The organism is Paraburkholderia denitrificans (assembly GCF_042655705.1).
Classification (GTDB): Bacteria; Pseudomonadota; Gammaproteobacteria; order Burkholderiales; family Burkholderiaceae; genus Paraburkholderia; species Paraburkholderia denitrificans.
This window is the reverse complement of record NZ_JBHSMP010000038.1, coordinates 244,386-263,072: the sequence shown is the minus strand read 5'-3', so window position 1 is coordinate 263,072 and position 18,687 is coordinate 244,386. Positions and strand designations below refer to the sequence as shown.

Below are 18,687 nucleotides of genomic sequence, written 5' to 3'. Positions count from 1 at the left end.
TTTAACAAGTTAGTAAGTACCGGACGCAGCCGGATAATCGGAAATACGATTCAACATTCGATCGTGAAGCGCGCGCATCGGCCGCGTGCGAACCAGCACAATTGCGCCGGGAATCGGATCGATGCCGGGAAAGAAAATCTTGTTGAAGACGGGAACGGCAACCGTGCCGCTGAGGAAGCAGTCGTACCCCGCGATGATCGCGCCGGCCACGCGTGTCCGCCTGCGAACGGATCGTCGCGCACCGCGATCGTTCTCACGAACGAGACCGGCCACTGCCGCCCCGCCGAGGGTCGACTGCACGTACATCGTTTGTCTCCATCCTTATAGTTTGTGGACCGGTCGCGGATTAGCTGCCGACCTGTCTACAAACGAGTATATTTATTCGAATATCCACAGTATAGAGACGAAAAAACCCATCCGATATGCAAAAAAACACAACGCACAAACCGGAGACACTGAACTGGGATGATCTGCGCTACTTCCTCGAAGTAGCGCGCACGCAGCGTGCCAGCGCCGCAGCGAAGAGACTGGACGTGGATCACACGACGGTCGCGCGCCGCGTGCGTGAGCTGGAAGCGGCGCTCGGCACCGTGCTGTTCGACAAGTCGCGCGCAGGCGGCTTCGTACTCACCGCCGAAGGGCAGCGGCTTCTGGCCTACGCGGACGCGGTGGAGACCACGGTGCAATCGGCGAGCGAGCAGTTTGCGCTCGGTGCGCAGTCGCTTTCGGGCCATGTACGGGTAGGTTCGACGGAAGGATTCGGTTGTTTTTTTCTCGCGCCGCAACTGGCGCGATTCACGGGCAAGCACCCGGACATGTCGATCGATTTGCTGCCGGTGCCGCATTTCGTCAGCCTCTCCAAGCGTGAAGCCGATCTCGCGATCATGCTGGAGCGCCCCGAACGCGGACAGTACGTCTATACGAAACTTTGCGATTACCGGCTCCGGCTCTATGGCACGCCCGAATACGTGGAACAGAACGCGCCCATCCGCTCGGCTGCAGATCTGCGGCATCACGCATTCATCAACTATGTCGCCGATCTCGCGTTCAGCGGCGAACTGCTTTATCTCGAACGCACTGCGCCGAACGTCACGGCGAATTTGTGCAGCACGAGCGTAATTGCGCAATATCACGCAGCCGTGCAAGGCACTGCGCTTGCGATCCTGCCGTGCTTCATGGCCGAACCCGACGCGCGGCTCGTGCCCATCCTGCCCGACGAGATCATGGTGACGCGACGGTTCTGGCTATGCAGCCGCGAAGAACTGCGCAAACTGCGGCGGGTCACATCGCTGTGGGATTACCTGCGTGCCGCGGCCGATGCGAACGGTCCGCTGCTGATGGGGGAATCGACGCAAATGCGCTACGTCGAACCCTAAGCCGAAAAGCAGCAGATAAACGCCGGACATGAAAAAACCGCACATGTTGTGCGGTGCGGCGCACCGCTTGCATGTGCGGTCTGGAAGATGCATCGAAACGCATCTTTGTATCCGGCACGAACCGGCTGCAAAGCGCAGCCGGCGCATGCGGGCGAATCGCCGATCAGGTTCCGACCGGACGGATTGTCAGCGCGTTCTTCACTGAAGTCACACCTGCGACGCCCTTGGCAACCTCTGTTGCGCGGTCGATCTGCGGTTGCGCCGGCACAGTACCTTGCAGGATAACTGCGCCGTCCTTCGCGCGCACCGTGATGTTGGCGACGGCGATGCCCCTGTCTCGCGCAAGTGCGGCGCGGACCTTGCGGCCAAGTGCACGGTTGGCCGCCCGCGCCGCCTTTAACTGCGCCTTCGACTCCTGGACCTGCTGCCGGGCTTGCGTAGTCGGACCGCTTGCGGCCTCTGCGGCAGCGGCCGGAGCCGATGCATCCTGAGCGTAAACCTGGAGCGAGGCAGCGACCAGCAACGTGCCGGCAGCCAGTTTAAACGCCTGTATTGACTTCATGCCGTTTCTCCTGTTGTCACAATCTTCTCGACTTGATGGCCCAGGAATGGGCCGCTTCACTACACCCACCACTGCCGGAAAATCGTGCGCGACAGCGAGTATGCCCCGCTATCGTGCCAGTCACACTCGAACGCCTTTCTAGTGGAGCGACGGCTTTACCCGCGATTTCGGGTCGCCATCACCGCATTGCGGAACAACGATACTCCAATTGTCCGAACTGTGAAGCGAAACGTGCCACATCCCCCTTTTCGCATCACCGCGTGTACGAGTCCAATCAACAGATGAATCAAAATCAGGCAACCCAGGATCGAATTCGATCTCGTCGAGCGAAAATGACATGCATCGGCCTATACTGCCGCCTCCGCCTCCGGCTTGCCACACGCTCCTCACGACGCTGTTGTCGTGGCGATACACACATGGCCATTCATGCGTAACGAGCGTCTTCAAACTACGTTGACACGGGATGCCTCGGGTTTTACCCGAATGACAGCAGCTCACCTTGGCACAAGCGTTACGTCAGCACTTCAGACAATCGCCGTGATGACCGCGTCGTTGTCGTCGTGAAGTTGCGCGCTGGTTGCCATCTCAAACGGACAATCAGCTCTATCCTGCTTCAGTAATGGTGAACATCGTCGCGTTTGAATCGTTTTCCGCGCAATTTAGATATCCAGATAATTCAAGGCAAAAATTGAACCGATTGAATCCGCGAAGCGGTCACGAAAGCGTAAACTTCCTCTATTGCCATTCGATTGCGTCGATTCATGATTAAGAGAGCAACCTCCCTCCCGGAACAACCCCACTCGCACGACGACCACTCCGACTCGTGCGGCTGCGATCTGCTGCACCTGCTTGACGGCGTAGACACGTTCACACATCGCGTATTTCCGGGCAGCAAGGAACTCTTCCGCGGTCTCGCCAATAACCAGGCGCCGCATACGCTTTTCATCACCTGTGCCGATTCGCGCGTATCGCCCGAAATGATCACGCAGGCACGCCCGGGAGAGTTGTTCGTGTGCCGCAACATCGGCAACCTCGTACCGGCGTATGGGGAAATGCTGGGCGGCGTTTCCGCTGTGGTGGAGTTTGCCGTGATCGCACTCGACGTGCGCCAGATCGTCGTGTGCGGCCACACCGATTGTGGCGCGATGAAAGGCCTTGCTTCCGGCGCGCAAGCCACCGCCGACATGCCGACCGTGCAGGCGTGGCTGCGCAATGCCGAGGCGGCGCGCAGCGTCGTGCAAACGCGCGGGCTGAGCGAGGATCAGATCGTGCCGGCACTGGTCGAGGAAAACGTGCGTCTGCAACTGACACACTTGCGCACGCATCCGGCCGTGGCCGCACGCGTGGCACAGGGGCGCCTCGCGCTGCAAGGCTGGGTGTACGACATCGGGCACGGCAAGGTTTCGGTCTTCGACGAATCACTCGGGCACTTCCAGACGCTCGGCGAGGCACGCGCGCGGTTGCTGCGCAAGCGCGCAGCAGGCTGAGGCCGCTTCCTTACACGATACGCATGGCGCCGCGGCATCCTGCGCGGCGCCACATTCGCTCTCGAAAACCGCCATTTCGATTGCTGCACGCCCCCCATCGGCGTCAGCCATATCCCGTTTTGCAACAATCATTTAGCGAATAGGTGTTTACCCTGACACTAAACGCGTCTATACTGCGCCCCGTACCAAATGCGACCTCCCCGCGTCGCAGCATAAAAATAAACCGGGGGTTAGCCGCCGATGTCGTGCGCGGCCATGCCGTACTCCTTGCCTCACCCGAGCTTCATCTGCAACACCGTCGCAGTAGTGCGTGCACCCGCGAAACACCCGTTCGCGGCACGCAAGGCCCGTCATCGCCGTTACGTCGGCGAATGCACATGTACCAGGCCCACTCCTCGTCCTGGTCGTCTTATTAGCCGCACTTTGCACCGCGGCGGACGACTCGCGCGCCGTTGCGCGCCGGCGATCGGCAATGGGCTCCGCCCCGCGAGGGCAACGACTCGATGACCGAAAGGAACCCTGTATGGAAGGCTCGCCGAACCCGCAAAACAAGATTGAAGTGACGCTGCTGCTGCATCCGCACGACCATCATCGCGCGCTTTCCATCGCCAAGGCGGCCAACCTCGCCGAGCGCGATTTCTTCGCGCTTGCGATCCACCTCGGCGCATCGCAGATCCTGCAATCGGCGAATACGCGCTAGGCGCGGCAGCGTGTGACGCCAGGCTGCCGCGGTACGCCGTGAGGCCCGCGCCGCATCACACCGGCGACGGATTGCGCTCCGCAAAACCTTCCTGATGCCAGTACAGATAATCGGGGCGGCCTCGCCCCGGCCGCCCCGATTATCACTGTGTCACTGAACGACGCGTGTCACGCCACGGCCTCGCGGATCGGCTACGGCCTCCGGCGTGTCGCCATCGATACGGATTGCCTGGATATCGCCGCTGAAATCCTGCCCTTTCAGGACATAACCCTTCGCTTCGATCTGCTTCGCGAGATCGCCTTCGATCGGCTTATAGGGTTCCCAGAAAATCGTGTTCGGCGGCAACAGCTGATGGTGGAACCGCATCGCGGCCACCGCTTCTTTCAGCGGCATCTTGAAGTCGTAAATGTTGGTGATGACCTGGAAGATCGACGTGAAGATGCGCGAACCGCCCGGCGTACCGATCACGAGCGCAACCTTGCCATCCCGCGTGAGAATAGTCGGCGTCATCGACGAAAGCGGGCGCTTCCTCGGCGCAATCGCGTTGGCATCGCTACCCACCACGCCGAACATGTTCGGCACGCCCGGCTTCGCCGCGAAGTCGTCCATCTCGTCGTTCAGCACGATGCCCGCATCCGGAACAACGACACCCGAACCGAAATAGCCGTTGATCGTGTACGTGTTCGACACCGCATTACCCCACTTGTCGACCACCGAGAAGTGAGTCGTCTCCGCCTTTTCCGGCAGCGACGTACCGAGCCCGGGCTGCACGCTCTTCGTGTCGGAAGGCTTCTCGGGATCGACCTCGGCGGCTCGCTTCGCGAGATACGCATCGTCGATCAACTGCGCGACCGGCACCTTGTAAAAATCCGGATCGCCGAGATATTGCGCGCGATCGGCAAAGACACGCTTCGAAATCTCCGCGATCAGATGCACGTACTGCGCGGAATTGTGCGGCACGTCCTTGAACTGCGGTGCGAGAATCGCCTTCATCTTCAGTAGCTGCACGAGGCCGATGCCGCCCGAACTCGGCGGCGGCGCGGTAATCACCTGATAACCGTTCCATTTCGCCTCGATCGGCTGACGCCATACCGCCTTGTATTCGAGCAGATCGCGCTTCGTAATAGGACCGTGGCCCGCTTGCATCGCGGCGACGATCAGATCGGCAGTCTTGCCCTGGTAAAAATCCTTCGCACCGTCGACGGATATACGCGTGAGCACGGCCGCAAGCGCGGGTTGCTTGAACGTAACGCCGTCTTTCATACTGCTGAAATAGTTATCGAAGTTGGTCCTGCCGCCGAATTCTTTCGAGGCATCTTCGCGGCGCCGGGCGAGCTGCTCGTCGACGACGAAACCATCGCGCGCGTATGCGATGGCGGGTGCGAGCACCTGCTTCCATTTGAGCTTGCCGAAGCGGTGCTGTGCCTCCCACATGCCTTCGACAGTTCCCGGCACGCCCACGGCGTCAAGGCCGTAGAGGCTCTTCCCTGCGATCACATTGCCCTTGTCGTCGAGGTACATCGTGCGCGTAGCCGCAAGCGGTGCGCGCTCGCGATAGTCGAGGAAGTAGGGCTTGCCATGAACGTACAGGGTCATGAAACCGCCGCCACCGATATTGCCCGCTTCGGGATAAGTCACGGCGAGCGCGAACGCAATCGCCACCGCCGCATCGACGGCATTGCCCCCTTCCCTGAAGATATGCTCGGCGGCGTCGGCCGCGTACTTGTCCGCGACGGCCACCGCCGAAGCGTTCAGCACGACCGGCTGCGGCGGCGGTTCCTTGGCAAAGGCGGGCGAGATTTCGAGGAAGCTCGCCGAAAGCGCGCTTAGCGAAGCCAGCGCGACAACAGCGGCAGTTATTTTCGTTCTGTCGACCAATTTCATTGAGTCTCCTCCATGATTCGGTTAAACAATCAACGACCTGTCCTGGCCTTATAACACGTCGATAAAACGTTCGCGATCCGGCCGTTCACCACCCTTGCCACCTTTATCACCTTCACCACCTTGCAGCTGCGCGCTTCGCGCTCAGGCTTCCCGGCGCCGTCCACGCGCAATTTCGTCGCCCGCGTTGGCAGGCATGCGCATCGTCACCGGAATCGAGGCCACGGAGAACAGCCCCACGACGAGGAACGCGGGCCAGAAGTCGGACCAGACGATGGTCGGATGGCCCTGCAACGTGTGAGAGATCTGCAGCACGATACCTGCAATAGTCACGCCGAGACCGAGCGACAGCTGCTGAATCACGCTCGCGACGCTGGTGGCGCGACCGATATCCTGCGTCGGAATATCGGCGTACGCGAGCGAATTGAGGCCCGTGAACTGCAGCGACGGAAAGAGACCGCCGAGCAGTACGATCAGCCAGATGAGCCAGTGCGGCATCCCCGGAAAGAAAAATCCGCATACAGCGATGGACGCACCCGCGAGCACTGCGTTGACGATGAGCGTGCGTCGAAAGCCGAACTGTCTCAGCACGCGCGAGACGGCCGTCTTCATGAATATCGAACCGAACGCGGAAACACAGGTAATTGAGCCCGCAACGAACGCGGTCATGCCAAGCCCTTCCTGCAGCGTGAGCGGCAAGAGAAACGGCACGGCGCCGAGGCCGATGCGAAAGAGCGAGCCACCCAGGACGCTCGCATTGAAACTTGGAATGCGCAGAAAGCGCAGATCGAGCACGGGCCGCTCGATGCGTTGCGCGTAAAACCAGTAGAGCGCCAGCAGCACGGCGCCGACGATGCACATTGTCACCGCGGTGGCGAATGAAGCGAGCGCGCTGCCGACTAGCGACAGTCCGAGCATGAACAGCGACGCACCACCCGCGGAAAGGATGAATCCCGGCCAGTCGAGCCGGCCGGGATGCGCTTCACGTATGTTCGCGATGTGGCGCTGCGCGAGCCAGATGCCGAACACGCCAATCGGAATGTTGATGAAGAAAATCAGCCGCCAGTGCAGATATGTCGTGATAAACCCGCCGAGCGGCGGTCCAACCACAGGTCCGAGCAGCGCAGGCACGGTGAGATAGTTGACGGCGCGAATAAAGTCCGACTTCGGAAGCGAACGGAAGATGATGATGCGTCCCACCGGCACCATCATCGCCCCGCCAATGCCCTGCACGAAGCGCGCTGCGACAAACATCTCGAGCGACCTCGATGCGGCGCACAACAACGAGCCGGCCATAAAAATGCCGATGGCGGAGCGAAACACGTTGCGCGAGCCGAAGCGATCGGCCACCCAGCCACAGATTGGAATGAACACGCCGAGGCCGATCACGTAGCTCGTGACCGCGAGCTTGAGCGTGATGGGATCGTGGCCGAGATCGCGGGCCAACGCCGGAAGCGATGTGACGATGACCGTCCCGTCCACGTTCTCCATGAACATCGCACAGGCGACGATGAGCGGGACGATAAAGGTGCCGAGAGCAAGAGGCATGGGCGGAAACGACAATCAACACGGCTGAGTGCGACGGGTTGTCATTATGTCATCGTGTTGTGACGAGCGCTTGTGACCGCAACAATTGGAGCCGCCGATAAAATGCTAAAACCGCGAAGCGCCGCCATGACGGCGGAATATGCATTTCTTTCATAACGCTTTCATTAATTGACCTAATCGAATGTGTCGAGCCGGACGGTCAACGCAGGCATCGTGTGGAAGCGGAACGGCTACTGAGGTGCACGAATGGCAAAGTGCCGCGAGCGAAAATGCATGAACACGCGTAAAGTGCACCCTTCGCCCAGCGACGCGCCCTGCGCCGCCGGGCGCTGCCTGCGCCAGCGCAGGCCACTCGCCAGAATTTCAATGAAACGTTCGTACCTCTTAGCCCTTTTGCTTGCGGTGTTGCCGCTCGCTGGCCACGCAGCCGCCCTTGATGAACTGCTGACCTGCAAGAAATCCGCGCACGATTTCGTCTCCGTCCTGATCGGCCAGAAACTGATCGATTCGGCGCCTTCGAGGGTCGAAACCAATTCGATCAACGTCTTCTGGCCCTCGCATGGCGGGCACATGACGGCCTACGATTTCAGCGTATTCGCGATCGTCGCCTTCCAGCAGGACGATCCGCTCTTCAAGACCGGCAGCGGCAAGCCGATTGCGCGATCGGCGTACGGCGCCGTCGTGTTCGGCAGCCAGAGCAAGGTCCAGGCTGCCCTCACCGAAGTCGGCAATAACGCGATCGTCCATCATGCAGGGCCAATGCTGACCGCGATCTTCTGCCAGCAGGATTGACGCCCGAGCCCTAGCCGATCCGGCCGAAGCCCCCCTCGGCCCATGCTTCGGCGCACGCCTTGGTTAGCTTGAACGTCGGCGCAACGCGCTGCTGGCCCAGTTGTTCGCCATAGGCGTCCAGCGCGGTCAGCATGGCATAGGGTTCGTATTCGTCGGGGACGATGTCGAGGGTCACATCGATATCGCCCGCTTCATGGCGCACACTCACGCGCTTGTGCAGCAATGCATGCAGTTGCTGCTCGTGACGGCGCAGCACCTCCGACGCCGTCTTCACGAGCGTATTGAATGCACCCGTGTCGAGCGGCTTGGGATTCTTCTTGTCGCGCCCCATGGTCCACGGGCCAACCAGCGCGGGCTCCGGCTCGCCATCCTTGATCATTTCGACGGCCCAGCCATCGTCGTCTTCATTCTTGATGACGCGTGCCGTCCAGCCGTCCTTGCGCCACAGGCGCGCATCCTGAATTGCTTCGGGTTCATTGGCCCCGGAGTCGGGGAGCATGGCAGGCAAAGAATCGGTCATGGCGGGTTCGGTCTGGTTCTGCAGGGCCTGCCCGTCGAGGGAGGGCAGGCGCAGGATTTTACCCGCACGCGCGAGCGAGCCGCATACGAACGCCCGCATCCACGCAATCCATGGCTGATCAATGTAGTGCGAATGCCCGGGAGAGAATCAGCCGGATTTCATCGTTTGCAACGCTGCGGTGCCCCGGCGATTTAAATGAAATCCGCAAAAAAAAAAGCGGCCCGAAGGCCGCGCAAAGACAGATGAAAATAGACCACCCTTGGTCGAGGGGCAAGCAAATTGTAGCGCCACAGCGTGAAGCCACCGAGCCCGCAAACTGGAAGAATACCTTTCATCAACCGGGGTAAATCAAAGGCGAAAACCGGTGTATTCACAACGTCCGTTCGCGGGACAAGCACCTGCAAGCACCCGTAAGCGTCGCACCTGCACAACAAAATAACCATTGACAGACGATTTCAGCAATACCTCATAACAGAAAAATTGCTTTGTATGCGGCCACTTACGTGAGGCATGCGGGTTTATCACAGTTTCAAGAAATTATTATTACAGCATGCCTCGCAATCTCTCCGGATAGCCCGAATACACTTGGCCTCGAATCGTCAGACTACGAAATCGCCAGCTGTACTGGCGTTCGTGAGATTCCCAGTACTATCCGGAGTTAGAAAACATGAAAAAAACCCTGATTCTCGCCAGCGTTCTCAGCGCATTCGCCATCAGCGCACAAGCGCAAAGCAGCGTGACCCTGTACGGCTCGCTCGACGCCGGCATCCTCTACGCGAACAACGCTGGCGGCCACAGCCTGTGGCAACAAGGCAGCGGCGCAATGAGCTACAACTACTTCGGCCTGCGCGGCGCTGAAGACCTCGGCGGTGGCCTGAAGGCGCTTTTCACGTTGGAAAGCGGCTTCGATCTGAACAGCGGCCGCTACCATAACGGCGACACCGGCTTCAATCGTCAGTCCTACGTCGGCCTGCAAAGCGACAAGTACGGCACGCTGACCCTCGGCCGTCAATACGACTCCGTCGTCGACTACCTGTCGCCGCTGTCCGCAACGGGCTCGGGCTTCGGCAACAACCTCGCCGGCCACCCGTTCGACAACGACAATCTCTCAGAATCGTTCTCGATCAAGAACTCGGTCAAGTACGCAAGCGCGAATTACGCGGGCCTCAAATTCGGCGGCCTGTACGGCTTCAGCAACGACGCAAACGGCTTCTCGAACGGCCGCGCATGGAGCGTCGGTGCTTCGTACGGCAATGGCCCGCTGAACGTCGCAGCCGCCTACCTGCAGACGAACAACTCGGGCGGCCTCAGCTCGGCAAGCAGCGCGGCATCGGCTGACCAGAACATCTCGGCGCGCCTGCAGCGCACCTACGGCGTTGGCGCGAACTACACCTATGGCCCGGCGAATGTCGGCTTCGTGTGGACGCACTCGCAGATCGACGGTCTTTCGAGCCTCGCGAGCGGCGGCATGTCGCTGCCGGGCCTCAATGGTCTGAACCTGCACCTCGACAACTACGAAATCAACGGCGCGTACCACCTGAGCCCGGCACTCTCGTTCGTCGGTTCGTACACGTTCACCGACGGCACCATGACCGGCAACGGCAGCGGCAACAACTCGCCGAAGTGGCACACCGTCATGGTGGGCACCGACTACCTGCTCAGCAAGCGCACCGACGTGTACCTGACCGGCGTGTACCAGCACGCTTCGGGCTCGCTCGGCGAAAACCCGAACGGCAGCGGTATCGCGAACGTCGCGGCAATCAACACGCTGTCGCCGTCGTCGACCAACAACCAGATCGCCGCAACGGTCGGTCTGCGTCACCGCTTCTAAGCCACTGGACGATCGTCGTGCAGCGGGTGTGATCTACCCGGCTGCCTGACCGTCTCGACACGCACATGCGGCACAACCGCATGTGCGTTTTTTTTCGCGTGTTTCCTTTCCGGTGCGTTTGTTTCCTCCAGGCGCGGCATCGCGAACGTAGCGCCGTTGCATCTTCTTACGCCTGCGGGGCCATAAGAGTGCCTATACTTTGTGGTATTCACCGCTCCAATTTCGATAACGCTCCGCTCATGAACCCGCTCGCTCGACGCATCCTCGCCGCATCGCCTCTCGCCCTCGCCGCCGCCTGCAGCACGACGCCTCCACCCGGCGCCGCTGCAAACGGCGAGCCGATGATCTATGTTTCGTCGGCACATTCGCCCTCATCCATCGCGAGCTGCCTTAAAGGACGGCTGCCGCAAATCCATGAATCGAGGGATGGCAGCGCGACCGAGCTGAGCGTCGGCTCGCGCTCGAACGAGTCGTATCACGTCACACTAACGCCTTCCGGCCATGGATCGACTATCCGCGTAATACATGGAAGTTCGCGCTCCGACGATCCGCCCGAACCGGAACTGCGATTCGACGTGGCGCGTTGCGCAATCTGAAGTTCGCGCACGCAACGCGCGTATCCGGCGGGTTCGATTAGCACGGCGGAGCACTGCGCCAACTGCCGTCGCTGCACGGATCGCCGGTTCGCTCTATCACGACGCCGCCACATCTGCGAAGATTGCGCCCTTTCGACTTCGCGCACACCGCCTCATGGCATCAGGCACCGCACATCACGCGACCGGCTGGGCTGCCGGCGTCATCGCCGCGGCCATCGTCACGCACCTGCATGCGGACGGCCCATGGCATCTCTATGTCGCCCTGACGTTCATCGGGGGCGTGGCGGGCGGATCGGCGCCCGACTGGCTCGAAGTGGCCTGGTGGAGCAAGAAGCGACGGTTGTGGATCACCCATCGCACGTTGACGCATTGGGGAATCGGCTGGATCGCTCTACTCGCCTGGTCGTATCACCGGCTCGGGCATCTGCCGATAGCCGCGCTGACGTTCGGCTTCGCCTGCGGCGGCGTCATGCATCTGTTCGCGGACTGGCCTAATCCGCTCGGCGTGCCGTGGATCATCCAGCGGCATTCGCTGAACTGGTGGAAAAGCGGGCGCTGCGATCTCATTGTCGTGGCCGCTTCCTGGGTGGCTGCGTGGTTCTTCGCCGTACATGGAATGCCGCATGACTGGCCGCTTGCCCCGTTGCGGCGTTTGATCTCGTGACGCGTCGCGCCAGAATTCTGTGGATCGATGCCTGCGCAACGGCAGCATTGCACTGCCCAGGCGTCCGTTGGCATCGGCACGCTCGGGAGCGCGCACCATCGGTCGGTCACGCGGGAAAATAATTCGCACAGGACGAGCACACGCCACAACCAGATCGCGGGTTGGGCGTGGCCTTCGGGCGTCGCCTGAGACAGCGACGCCGTTATTGGAAAACCATGCCGCTCAGTCGAGTCTGAAGTCGATCCCCTGTGCCAACGGCAGCGCCGTCGAATAGTTGACGGTGTTGGTGGCGCGACGCATGTAACCCTTCCAGGCGTCCGATCCCGACTCCCGGCCACCGCCGGTCTCCTTTTCGCCTCCGAAGGCCCCGCCGATTTCCGCACCGCTCGGCCCGATGTTCACGTTCGCAATGCCGCAATCGCTGCCCGATGCCGATACGAAACGTTCGGCTTCGCGCAGATCGGTGGTGAACACGCACGAGGACAAACCGTGCGACGCACGGTTGTGCTCGGCGACGGCCTCATCGAAATCGCGATACTTCATGACATAGAGGATCGGCGCGAACGTTTCCTTCAGGACAATCTCGCTTTGCTCTGGCATTTCGACCAGGGCGGGCTCCACGTAATAGCCGTTCGGCAGGCCATCGACGTTGACTCTACGGCCACCTGTCACCTTGCCGCCCGCCGCCTGTGCCTGCTGCAGCGCGGACTGCATGTGCTCGAAGGCTTGCGCGTCGATGAGCGGACCCATCAGCGTACGCGGCTCGAGCGGGTTTCCGATCGGAACCTTGCCGTAAAGCTGCTTGAGGCGGCTTACCGTATCGTCGTACACGCTCTCGTGCACAAAAAGCCGCCGCAGCGACGTGCAGCGCTGTCCCGCCGTACCAACGGCTGAAAACAGGATTGCGCGCAGAGCGAGTTCGCGATCGGCACTCGGGGTCACGATGCCGCCATTGTTGCCGCCGAGTTCAAGAATCGCGCGGCCGAAGCGCTGCGCCACGGCCACGCCAACCGCGCGGCCCATCTCGGTGCTGCCCGTCGCGCTGACAATCGCTGCACGCGGATCGGCGACCAGCTTCGCGCCGACATCGCGGCCACCCACGACGAGCGACGCAAGGCCCTCGGGTGCGTCGCCGAATGCTTCGAGCGCATCGGCCATGAGGCGATCGACGGCAAGCGCCGTCAACGGCGTCTTCTCGGACGGCTTCCAGACAACGGCGTCGCCACAGACAAGGGCAAGCGCCGCATTCCAGGACCATACGGCCACCGGAAAATTGAACGCGGAGATGACGGCGCAAACACCCATCGCGTGCCAGCTTTCCGACATGCGATGGCCGGGACGCTCGGATGCAATCGTGAGGCCATACAGTTGCCTCGACAAACCGACCGCGAAGTCGCAGATATCGATCATTTCCTGGACTTCGCCCAGCCCTTCCTGGAGGATCTTTCCGGCCTCGAGCGACACAAGACTACCGAGCGCCTGCTTATGCTCCCGCAACTGCTCGCCAAGGAGCCGGACGAGTTCCCCGCGTCGCGGCGCGGGAACGTTGCGCCACTTGAGAAACGCCGCGTGCGAACGTGCCATGACGGCATCGACATCGGCGGGCGACTGGTTCGACACACGGCCGATAACCTCACCCGAAATCGGCGACCGAATCTCAACGTCGCCCGCACTGGCCAGTTCAAGGATGCCGAGGTCGGCAAGAATGCGTGATGTATCCATAGCGAGCCCTTTATTTCCGATAAGAAACTTCCACAGGTTCGCCGACTATACACGCGGCCCCGACAGGCGGCAAGCCGGGAAAGGCCCGACCACGCTACACGGGGCGGCCGGTCTGAAACGTGCGCGCGGTCTCCGAAGGGCGGCCGGTCAGAGGCCGTGTTTTGGCGAGTTTCCTTTCAGAAATTTGCGCATATGTTTGATTACCGGGAACACCAGAGCGGAATAGTCTCACGCCGTGGGCGCCCTGCCCGGCGGGCGTATTGTGGACACACACTGCTGCCCACAGTCGTCCGTGGCACGCGTCACCAGCGCGCCGTCATGCGCCCGCTGGCCAGCACGGCGGCACGGCGGCACGGCGGCACGGCGGCACGGCGGCACGGCGGCAAATATAGCCGTCGCCGCACCCGCCCACGGCAAGTTTTTGGTTTTTCACCGATTTAAGGGAAAAGCTACGCGGATCTTGAGGAAAAGCCAGAAACGGTGGCAGCGTCGACGAGGAACGATTCAATAGCTGCGGCAAGAGCAAGCGGTGTCTCGTTCATTGGATAGTGGCCAGCGTTGTGCAAGACGTCAACCGTGGCTCGGGGATACCGTCGTAGATACGTCCTGGCCATCAACCCAAAGTTGAACGTTGGATCGTGCTCTCCCACCAACACCTTCACCAGGTGCTGTCCAGCAATCTCATCGCTGAAATCGGTATCGGCCCATGCGTGGAAGTATGCTGCGAACGCTTCTTTGGAGGAGTGCGTTGCCGAGTACGTCGCTTTCCAATTGACCCAGGACGGCGGCAACCGTCCACCAGTGCTTCGGTCGATGATGATTTTCCGGTTATCCAGGCGCTCCGCGGCTTCCTCGAGTAGACGCCGCGTCGTGGAATCGCAGGAAATGCCACCGCAAGGAACGGGTGCAATAGCAACGAGTGCTCGTACGCGCTCGGGAACACGTGCTGCAATTCGCTCGATGGCCATGCCACCCATCGAATGACCGATCAAGCTGAACGAATCAAATCCGAGAACATCAGCAAGCGTCAGTGCATCTGAAGCAATCTCGTCGATCGTGTACGCGCCGTGCGTTTCTCGCATTCCGCCGTAACCGCGATAATCCATGAACACGTAACTGAATGCGTGACCAGACAGCCAGGGTTCAACCGGTTCGAACGAGTGCGCATCTCCAAACCAGCCGTGTAGAACGAGAACGGGATGAGATCCATTCCCCACACGATGAAACGTATTGGGCATATCGACTCCAATGTGAGTGAGATGTGGTCTTCATCCGACGTGACGCGTACCTGGCCGCCGACTGCATTGCCGCGCCACACGTCGGATGTGGCACAGCGTAAGTTGATCGATTGAGGCCCGCTTTCTACAATGGGTCATTTGCTGTGGAGATCGGGCCATGCGAGATACCCTGGTAGATCCCTTCGAAGACATCCCGCGTAGCGTGGTCGTGACGGCGAACAATTACACGCCCGGTTTATCGTTTCCAGTGCACGCCCATCGACGGGGACAGTTCGCATTCGCCTCACGCGGGACGATCAGCGTGACCACGCGGGAAGGCCGATGGCTTGTGCCACCGCAGCGAGCCTGTTGGGTTCCCGCTGGCGTGACCCACGAAATGACGATGCGCGGCCCAGTTACGATGCTCAACGCTTTCGTGTCACAGGAAGAAGCTCAGGCCGAGCAACTACCAGCTCATTGCGGTGTTTACGGCGTTTCGGCGCTTCTCAGGCAATTGCTGGAAGATGCCATCGATTTGCCGGCCATGTATGACATCGATGGGCGCGCAGGCAAGCTGATGAACCTGCTTGTCGCGGAGATAGCGTCAATGCCGCGCCTCTCCCTCCATGCACCGCTGCCACGAGATTCCCGTCTCGCACACGCGTGCCAGCGGCTGTTTGATACGCCATCGATTGCTGTCGGGCTTGACGCAATGGCTACCGAAGTTGGAATGAGTCGGCGAACATTTACCCGGCTTTTCCGGGAGCAAACTGGCGTGAGTTTCGCAGAGTGGCGTCAACAGGTTTGCTTACTCGCAGCTATTGAACGTTTGAGCGAGGGCCAACCGGTGACTCGGGTTGCATTGGATCTTGGCTATGCAAGTCCTAGCGCATTTTCATCCGCATTTCGCCGAGTGCTCGGGGAAACGCCGAGCCAGTATTTAGAGGCACGTCGAACGGCTTGAGGGAAAAGTTGCTCGATACCGGTTCCATAAACTTTGCCGATCTGCGAGATGGAACGTGCTCGCACTTATCTCGCAGATCGGCGAAGAGCCAGATTTTTCCTTGTATGACCTATGTAGCGCCAAGGTCTCTTATCGTGCGTTTTCGCGCAGCCCTTGCGAACAGAAAGGCCGCGCTTGCCCCAATGATCAAGGACGCGCGTGCAGACATCAGGCTCCCTCCCTACACTCGGAACGCGCAACCCGGTAACCTACGATCAATCCAGCATCGTAGGCCGATTCCAGCGCGCGCCCGACATCCTCCGCCGTCATCATTCGAACGTCGAGTGCATCCTTGCCCGTCGACTCGAAGCTTTCGATTCCGAGCGTCTTGCGCGAGATGGCCAAAAGCAATTCGAGGCGTTCGTCGTACATTGACGTCCCGCAGTGATCCTTATCATTCGACATAGATCGCGTGTCGGTTATCCCCATTCATCGCGTGACATTCAGACGCATCGAGAATCCACCCCAAAATTAGCCTTACCGCAACGCATCAACGTTCAATTCAGGATCCAGATAGACATCTGGATAGTGTCGTCGTGAATTTGCTAAGGAGTATAAAAAATCACTCGCATTCAAACTCCAGTCCCCCGGTCATCCCCCTGCGGCAAAAAACGTTAGCCGAACGGCCGAGGTTTCCGAAAGTCGGCGGTTTGATATGATCGGAAACACCGTCCCCATCACGCATTTCCGTTGCTCCCGTCATGGACACCCTGCTCAACCAACCCGCCGGTTCGCCGACTATCGACCTTGGGCGCCGCGTTCGCGCCGCGCGAGTCGCGCACGACTTGACGCTCGATAGCGCAAGCCGCCTGTGCGGCGTGTCACGCTCCACGCTGTCGAAAATCGAAAATGGCCTCATGTCGCCCACCTTCGACGTTCTGCAGAAGATCGTTGTCGGCCTGAAGATCGATCTGGGCGAGCTGTTCGGCCCGGTACCGAAGCACAATGCCGGAGGCCGGCGCGCGCTCACGCGGCGCGGCGCCGGCCAGCGGCACGCTTATCGCGGCTATCAGATGGAATTGCTCGCCACGGATCTGGCTCACAAGGCGATGCTGCCGTTCCGGATTCGCATCACTGCGCACTCGCTCGACGCATTCGACGACTGGGGGCGGCACGACGGCGAAGAGTTTCTCTACGTGATCAGCGGCAGCGTGTGCCTCCATTCGGAGCTTTACGCTCCCACACACCTTGATGCTGGCGACAGCCTCTATTTCGACAGCCGCACAGGACACGCGGCCATTTCCACGAGTAAGGAAGACGCGGAAGTCTTGTGGATGGCCACGAGCGCGGCAGCACCCGGCGTTGCACAGGAAGCGCCGCCAGAAACGAAGCGCACGCGCGCTAAATCGACGAATTCAACGAATTCGACGAAATCGAAAGCGAAAAAAACTGCCGCGTAGGCGCGATCTGCACGAGCTGCCGGACGCGCCGTCGCCCCCTACCGCATGCGTTCCTGGTTATCAGGACTCAGCCGAGCGGGCGCACGCCGATCAGCAGTCCATGCAGCCAGAAGGCAAATACGGCCCACCCCACGAGGCCTATCACGACGACCAGCACGTCACGCGACACAACGCCCTGCGGATACACCACACCGGCATCGCGATCATGGCGCCGTTCGCTGCGTAAATCGAGCAGCGCCCACACGAGAAACACACCGAACAGCACGATGTCGTTGAGCGTCCCGTTCGCCAGTAAATGCGCGAATGCCCAAAGCGCGACGCCGCATAGGAATGGGTGGCCGAGCACAGACTTGAAATGATTGCCGCGCACAAAGGGGGCAACGAGCAGGATGAACGCAATCGCCATGAGGAGCGCGGTGACGTGAGCCATCCGGAAAGGCGGTGCCCACACCAGCACGGGGTTGTGGCGCGCAAGTCCGTAGCCATAGACGGTCACCGCGATACCCGCGATCGAGAGCACAGCAAACGCGCTGCGCCAGCCGTGCGTGCCGAATCGTTCGATTTGCGCGGCACGCCACGGTCTCGCAACCATGCGAACGGAATGCACACCGATGAAGAGAATCAGCCCCAATACCAGCACCGCCATTACAGCCTCCTTGCTTTGTGCAGAATCGGAATGTCAGGCATTAGCGCGCCGCTCAGTGGCACGGCCAGTCGTTGCGTTCAGGAAGGCGGCGCCCATGCAACGCTTTATCGGCACGGCGCGCAAGGCACAATTGCGCAGCACGCAAATAATCTGCCTCTATCGTGCGCGAAGGTATTTTAAGATTTTGCCGACGAAAATATCAAACGGAAGACAGGCGATATTCGCCTCTGAGGCAGCATAACGACGCATAACGCAGTGTAACCACGTGCACATGACGGGCCCCCGCTGGCGCACCGTGCGACGGCGCTGTCAGCAGCGGAAATGCTCGATATTTTGCCCGGCGTGAATGGCACGCAGGAGCCATGCCGGCATTTCCCCCTGGCCATTCCAGGTATTGCCATAGGCATCGCAATACTTCGGTTGTCTTGCGCTTTCCGCAAGCGCCGTTTCAAGCTCTTCGAGCGTAATGCCGTACTCGTCCATGCGGTGTCTAATCCACACGATGAGCCGTTCGCGCGCCTCTCCATCGAGGTCGAACATTGAGTAATTCCTCTCGCTTCGTCAGGGACGAGCCGCCGATTTAATTCGAATCGTCTGCCCTGAAAAGACAAAGGCTTCGCGAAACTGCGAAGCCTTGCTGCACTGATGAGGTGGTCCGGAAATCGAATCCACGACCGGATCGGAGGGGAAATGTTTTCCACTGCTCCGCTCGCCAGAATCGGCCACCGCGAACGAGCGGCCA

Annotated in this window: 18 protein-coding genes; 8 read left to right on the top strand and 10 right to left on the bottom strand. The window is 60.4% G+C overall.

Annotated features, from left to right (window positions below; translation table 11 throughout):
- Window positions 1–9 precede the first annotated feature (9 nt).
- Window positions 10–306: a hypothetical protein gene (locus ACFPTO_RS23820; RefSeq protein WP_377715319.1), complete on the bottom strand. Its 297-nt coding sequence runs from the start codon at window positions 304–306 to the stop codon at window positions 10–12.
- A 116-nt stretch (window positions 307–422) separates the two neighbouring features.
- On the opposite strand from ACFPTO_RS23820, the gene ACFPTO_RS23815 reads away from it, so the two are divergent.
- Complete coding sequence (locus ACFPTO_RS23815) at window positions 423–1,376, top strand: LysR family transcriptional regulator (RefSeq protein WP_377715317.1); 954 nt, start codon at window positions 423–425, stop codon at window positions 1,374–1,376.
- Between the two features lie 163 nt (window positions 1,377–1,539).
- Here ACFPTO_RS23815 and ACFPTO_RS23810 read toward each other — a convergent pair whose 3' ends face one another.
- Window positions 1,540–1,938: a BON domain-containing protein gene (locus ACFPTO_RS23810; protein WP_377715315.1), complete on the bottom strand. Its 399-nt coding sequence runs from the start codon at window positions 1,936–1,938 to the stop codon at window positions 1,540–1,542.
- Between the two features lie 761 nt (window positions 1,939–2,699).
- Here ACFPTO_RS23810 and ACFPTO_RS23805 point away from each other — a divergent pair.
- Window positions 2,700–3,425, top strand: coding sequence for a carbonic anhydrase (locus ACFPTO_RS23805; RefSeq protein WP_377715313.1), 726 nt, complete (start codon window positions 2,700–2,702; stop codon window positions 3,423–3,425).
- Between the two features lie 523 nt (window positions 3,426–3,948).
- On the top strand, window positions 3,949–4,125 hold the full coding sequence (locus ACFPTO_RS23800) for a hypothetical protein (RefSeq protein WP_377715311.1): 177 nt from the start codon (window positions 3,949–3,951) through the stop codon (window positions 4,123–4,125).
- Between the two features lie 150 nt (window positions 4,126–4,275).
- Here the strand turns inward: ACFPTO_RS23800 and ggt are convergent, their stop codons facing one another.
- Both ggt and ACFPTO_RS23790 read right to left on the bottom strand, forming a co-directional pair.
- Window positions 4,276–6,009, bottom strand: coding sequence for a gamma-glutamyltransferase (gene ggt / locus ACFPTO_RS23795; protein ID WP_377715309.1), 1,734 nt, complete (start codon window positions 6,007–6,009; stop codon window positions 4,276–4,278).
- Window positions 6,010–6,150: 141 nt separating this feature from the next.
- Window positions 6,151–7,554 carry an MFS transporter gene (locus tag ACFPTO_RS23790; RefSeq protein WP_377715307.1) on the bottom strand — a complete coding sequence of 468 codons (1,404 nt, stop codon included), beginning with the start codon at window positions 7,552–7,554 and terminating at the stop codon, window positions 6,151–6,153.
- A gap of 366 nt (window positions 7,555–7,920) precedes the next feature.
- Between ACFPTO_RS23790 and ACFPTO_RS23785 the strand changes: the two genes are divergently transcribed.
- Entirely contained in the window at window positions 7,921–8,346 is a 426-nt protein-coding gene (locus tag ACFPTO_RS23785; RefSeq protein WP_377715305.1) for a hypothetical protein, read from the top strand.
- A gap of 10 nt (window positions 8,347–8,356) precedes the next feature.
- Here the strand turns inward: ACFPTO_RS23785 and ACFPTO_RS23780 are convergent, their stop codons facing one another.
- Window positions 8,357–8,866, bottom strand: coding sequence for a hypothetical protein (locus ACFPTO_RS23780; protein WP_377715355.1), 510 nt, complete (start codon window positions 8,864–8,866; stop codon window positions 8,357–8,359).
- Window positions 8,867–9,533: 667 nt separating this feature from the next.
- On the opposite strand from ACFPTO_RS23780, the gene ACFPTO_RS23775 reads away from it, so the two are divergent.
- Together ACFPTO_RS23775 and ACFPTO_RS23770 are read left to right on the top strand one after the other, a co-directional pair.
- On the top strand, window positions 9,534–10,697 hold the full coding sequence (locus tag ACFPTO_RS23775; RefSeq protein WP_377715303.1) for a porin: 1,164 nt from the start codon (window positions 9,534–9,536) through the stop codon (window positions 10,695–10,697).
- 750 nt (window positions 10,698–11,447) lie between these two features.
- Window positions 11,448–11,957 (top strand): metal-dependent hydrolase, encoded by a 510-nt coding sequence (locus ACFPTO_RS23770; RefSeq protein ID WP_377715301.1) that lies wholly within the window; start codon window positions 11,448–11,450, stop codon window positions 11,955–11,957.
- Between the two features lie 222 nt (window positions 11,958–12,179).
- Here ACFPTO_RS23770 and amaB read toward each other — a convergent pair whose 3' ends face one another.
- Together amaB and ACFPTO_RS23760 are read right to left on the bottom strand one after the other, a co-directional pair.
- Complete coding sequence (gene amaB, locus ACFPTO_RS23765) at window positions 12,180–13,679, bottom strand: L-piperidine-6-carboxylate dehydrogenase (RefSeq protein ID WP_377715299.1); 1,500 nt, start codon at window positions 13,677–13,679, stop codon at window positions 12,180–12,182.
- A gap of 449 nt (window positions 13,680–14,128) precedes the next feature.
- Window positions 14,129–14,917: an alpha/beta fold hydrolase gene (locus tag ACFPTO_RS23760; protein WP_377715297.1), complete on the bottom strand. Its 789-nt coding sequence runs from the start codon at window positions 14,915–14,917 to the stop codon at window positions 14,129–14,131.
- A 157-nt stretch (window positions 14,918–15,074) separates the two neighbouring features.
- Here ACFPTO_RS23760 and ACFPTO_RS23755 point away from each other — a divergent pair, with 157 nt between their 5' ends.
- Window positions 15,075–15,860, top strand: coding sequence for an AraC family transcriptional regulator (locus tag ACFPTO_RS23755; protein WP_377715295.1), 786 nt, complete (start codon window positions 15,075–15,077; stop codon window positions 15,858–15,860).
- Window positions 15,861–16,067: 207 nt separating this feature from the next.
- On the opposite strand, the gene ACFPTO_RS23750 is transcribed toward ACFPTO_RS23755, so the two are convergent.
- Window positions 16,068–16,271, bottom strand: a complete 204-nt coding sequence (locus ACFPTO_RS23750; protein ID WP_377715293.1) for a DUF6900 domain-containing protein — start codon at window positions 16,269–16,271, stop codon at window positions 16,068–16,070.
- A 329-nt stretch (window positions 16,272–16,600) separates the two neighbouring features.
- Here ACFPTO_RS23750 and ACFPTO_RS23745 point away from each other — a divergent pair, with 329 nt between their 5' ends.
- Window positions 16,601–17,299, top strand: a complete 699-nt coding sequence (locus ACFPTO_RS23745) for a helix-turn-helix domain-containing protein (RefSeq protein WP_377715291.1) — start codon at window positions 16,601–16,603, stop codon at window positions 17,297–17,299.
- A 67-nt stretch (window positions 17,300–17,366) separates the two neighbouring features.
- Here ACFPTO_RS23745 and ACFPTO_RS23740 read toward each other — a convergent pair whose 3' ends face one another.
- Window positions 17,367–17,945, bottom strand: a complete 579-nt coding sequence (locus ACFPTO_RS23740) for an NnrU family protein (RefSeq protein WP_377715289.1) — start codon at window positions 17,943–17,945, stop codon at window positions 17,367–17,369.
- Between the two features lie 309 nt (window positions 17,946–18,254).
- On the bottom strand, window positions 18,255–18,485 hold the full coding sequence (locus tag ACFPTO_RS23735) for an H-NS histone family protein (RefSeq protein WP_377715287.1): 231 nt from the start codon (window positions 18,483–18,485) through the stop codon (window positions 18,255–18,257).
- Window positions 18,486–18,687: the final 202 nt, after the last annotated feature.

What these genes read in the sequence shown, in the direction of transcription:
- ACFPTO_RS23785 (WP_377715305.1), top strand. Translation starts at nt 7,921, where the DNA reads ATGAAACGTTCGTACCTCTTAGCCCTTTTGCTTGCGGTGTTGCCGCTC.
- ACFPTO_RS23805 (WP_377715313.1), top strand. Translation starts at nt 2,700, where the DNA reads ATGATTAAGAGAGCAACCTCCCTCCCGGAACAACCCCACTCGCACGAC.
- ACFPTO_RS23815 (WP_377715317.1), top strand. Translation starts at nt 423, where the DNA reads ATGCAAAAAAACACAACGCACAAACCGGAGACACTGAACTGGGATGAT.
- ACFPTO_RS23755 (WP_377715295.1), top strand. Translation starts at nt 15,075, where the DNA reads ATGCGAGATACCCTGGTAGATCCCTTCGAAGACATCCCGCGTAGCGTG.
- ACFPTO_RS23780 (WP_377715355.1), bottom strand. Translation starts at nt 8,866, where the DNA reads ATGACCGATTCTTTGCCTGCCATGCTCCCCGACTCCGGGGCCAATGAA.
- ACFPTO_RS23760 (WP_377715297.1), bottom strand. Translation starts at nt 14,917, where the DNA reads ATGCCCAATACGTTTCATCGTGTGGGGAATGGATCTCATCCCGTTCTC.
- ACFPTO_RS23790 (WP_377715307.1), bottom strand. Translation starts at nt 7,554, where the DNA reads ATGCCTCTTGCTCTCGGCACCTTTATCGTCCCGCTCATCGTCGCCTGT.
- ACFPTO_RS23810 (WP_377715315.1), bottom strand. Translation starts at nt 1,938, where the DNA reads ATGAAGTCAATACAGGCGTTTAAACTGGCTGCCGGCACGTTGCTGGTC.
- ACFPTO_RS23800 (WP_377715311.1), top strand. Translation starts at nt 3,949, where the DNA reads ATGGAAGGCTCGCCGAACCCGCAAAACAAGATTGAAGTGACGCTGCTG.
- ACFPTO_RS23775 (WP_377715303.1), top strand. Translation starts at nt 9,534, where the DNA reads ATGAAAAAAACCCTGATTCTCGCCAGCGTTCTCAGCGCATTCGCCATC.
- ACFPTO_RS23820 (WP_377715319.1), bottom strand. Translation starts at nt 306, where the DNA reads ATGTACGTGCAGTCGACCCTCGGCGGGGCGGCAGTGGCCGGTCTCGTT.
- ACFPTO_RS23770 (WP_377715301.1), top strand. Translation starts at nt 11,448, where the DNA reads ATGGCATCAGGCACCGCACATCACGCGACCGGCTGGGCTGCCGGCGTC.
- ACFPTO_RS23740 (WP_377715289.1), bottom strand. Translation starts at nt 17,945, where the DNA reads ATGGCGGTGCTGGTATTGGGGCTGATTCTCTTCATCGGTGTGCATTCC.
- ACFPTO_RS23750 (WP_377715293.1), bottom strand. Translation starts at nt 16,271, where the DNA reads ATGTACGACGAACGCCTCGAATTGCTTTTGGCCATCTCGCGCAAGACG.
- ggt (WP_377715309.1), bottom strand. Translation starts at nt 6,009, where the DNA reads ATGAAATTGGTCGACAGAACGAAAATAACTGCCGCTGTTGTCGCGCTG.
- ACFPTO_RS23745 (WP_377715291.1), top strand. Translation starts at nt 16,601, where the DNA reads ATGGACACCCTGCTCAACCAACCCGCCGGTTCGCCGACTATCGACCTT.
- amaB (WP_377715299.1), bottom strand. Translation starts at nt 13,679, where the DNA reads ATGGATACATCACGCATTCTTGCCGACCTCGGCATCCTTGAACTGGCC.
- ACFPTO_RS23735 (WP_377715287.1), bottom strand. Translation starts at nt 18,485, where the DNA reads ATGTTCGACCTCGATGGAGAGGCGCGCGAACGGCTCATCGTGTGGATT.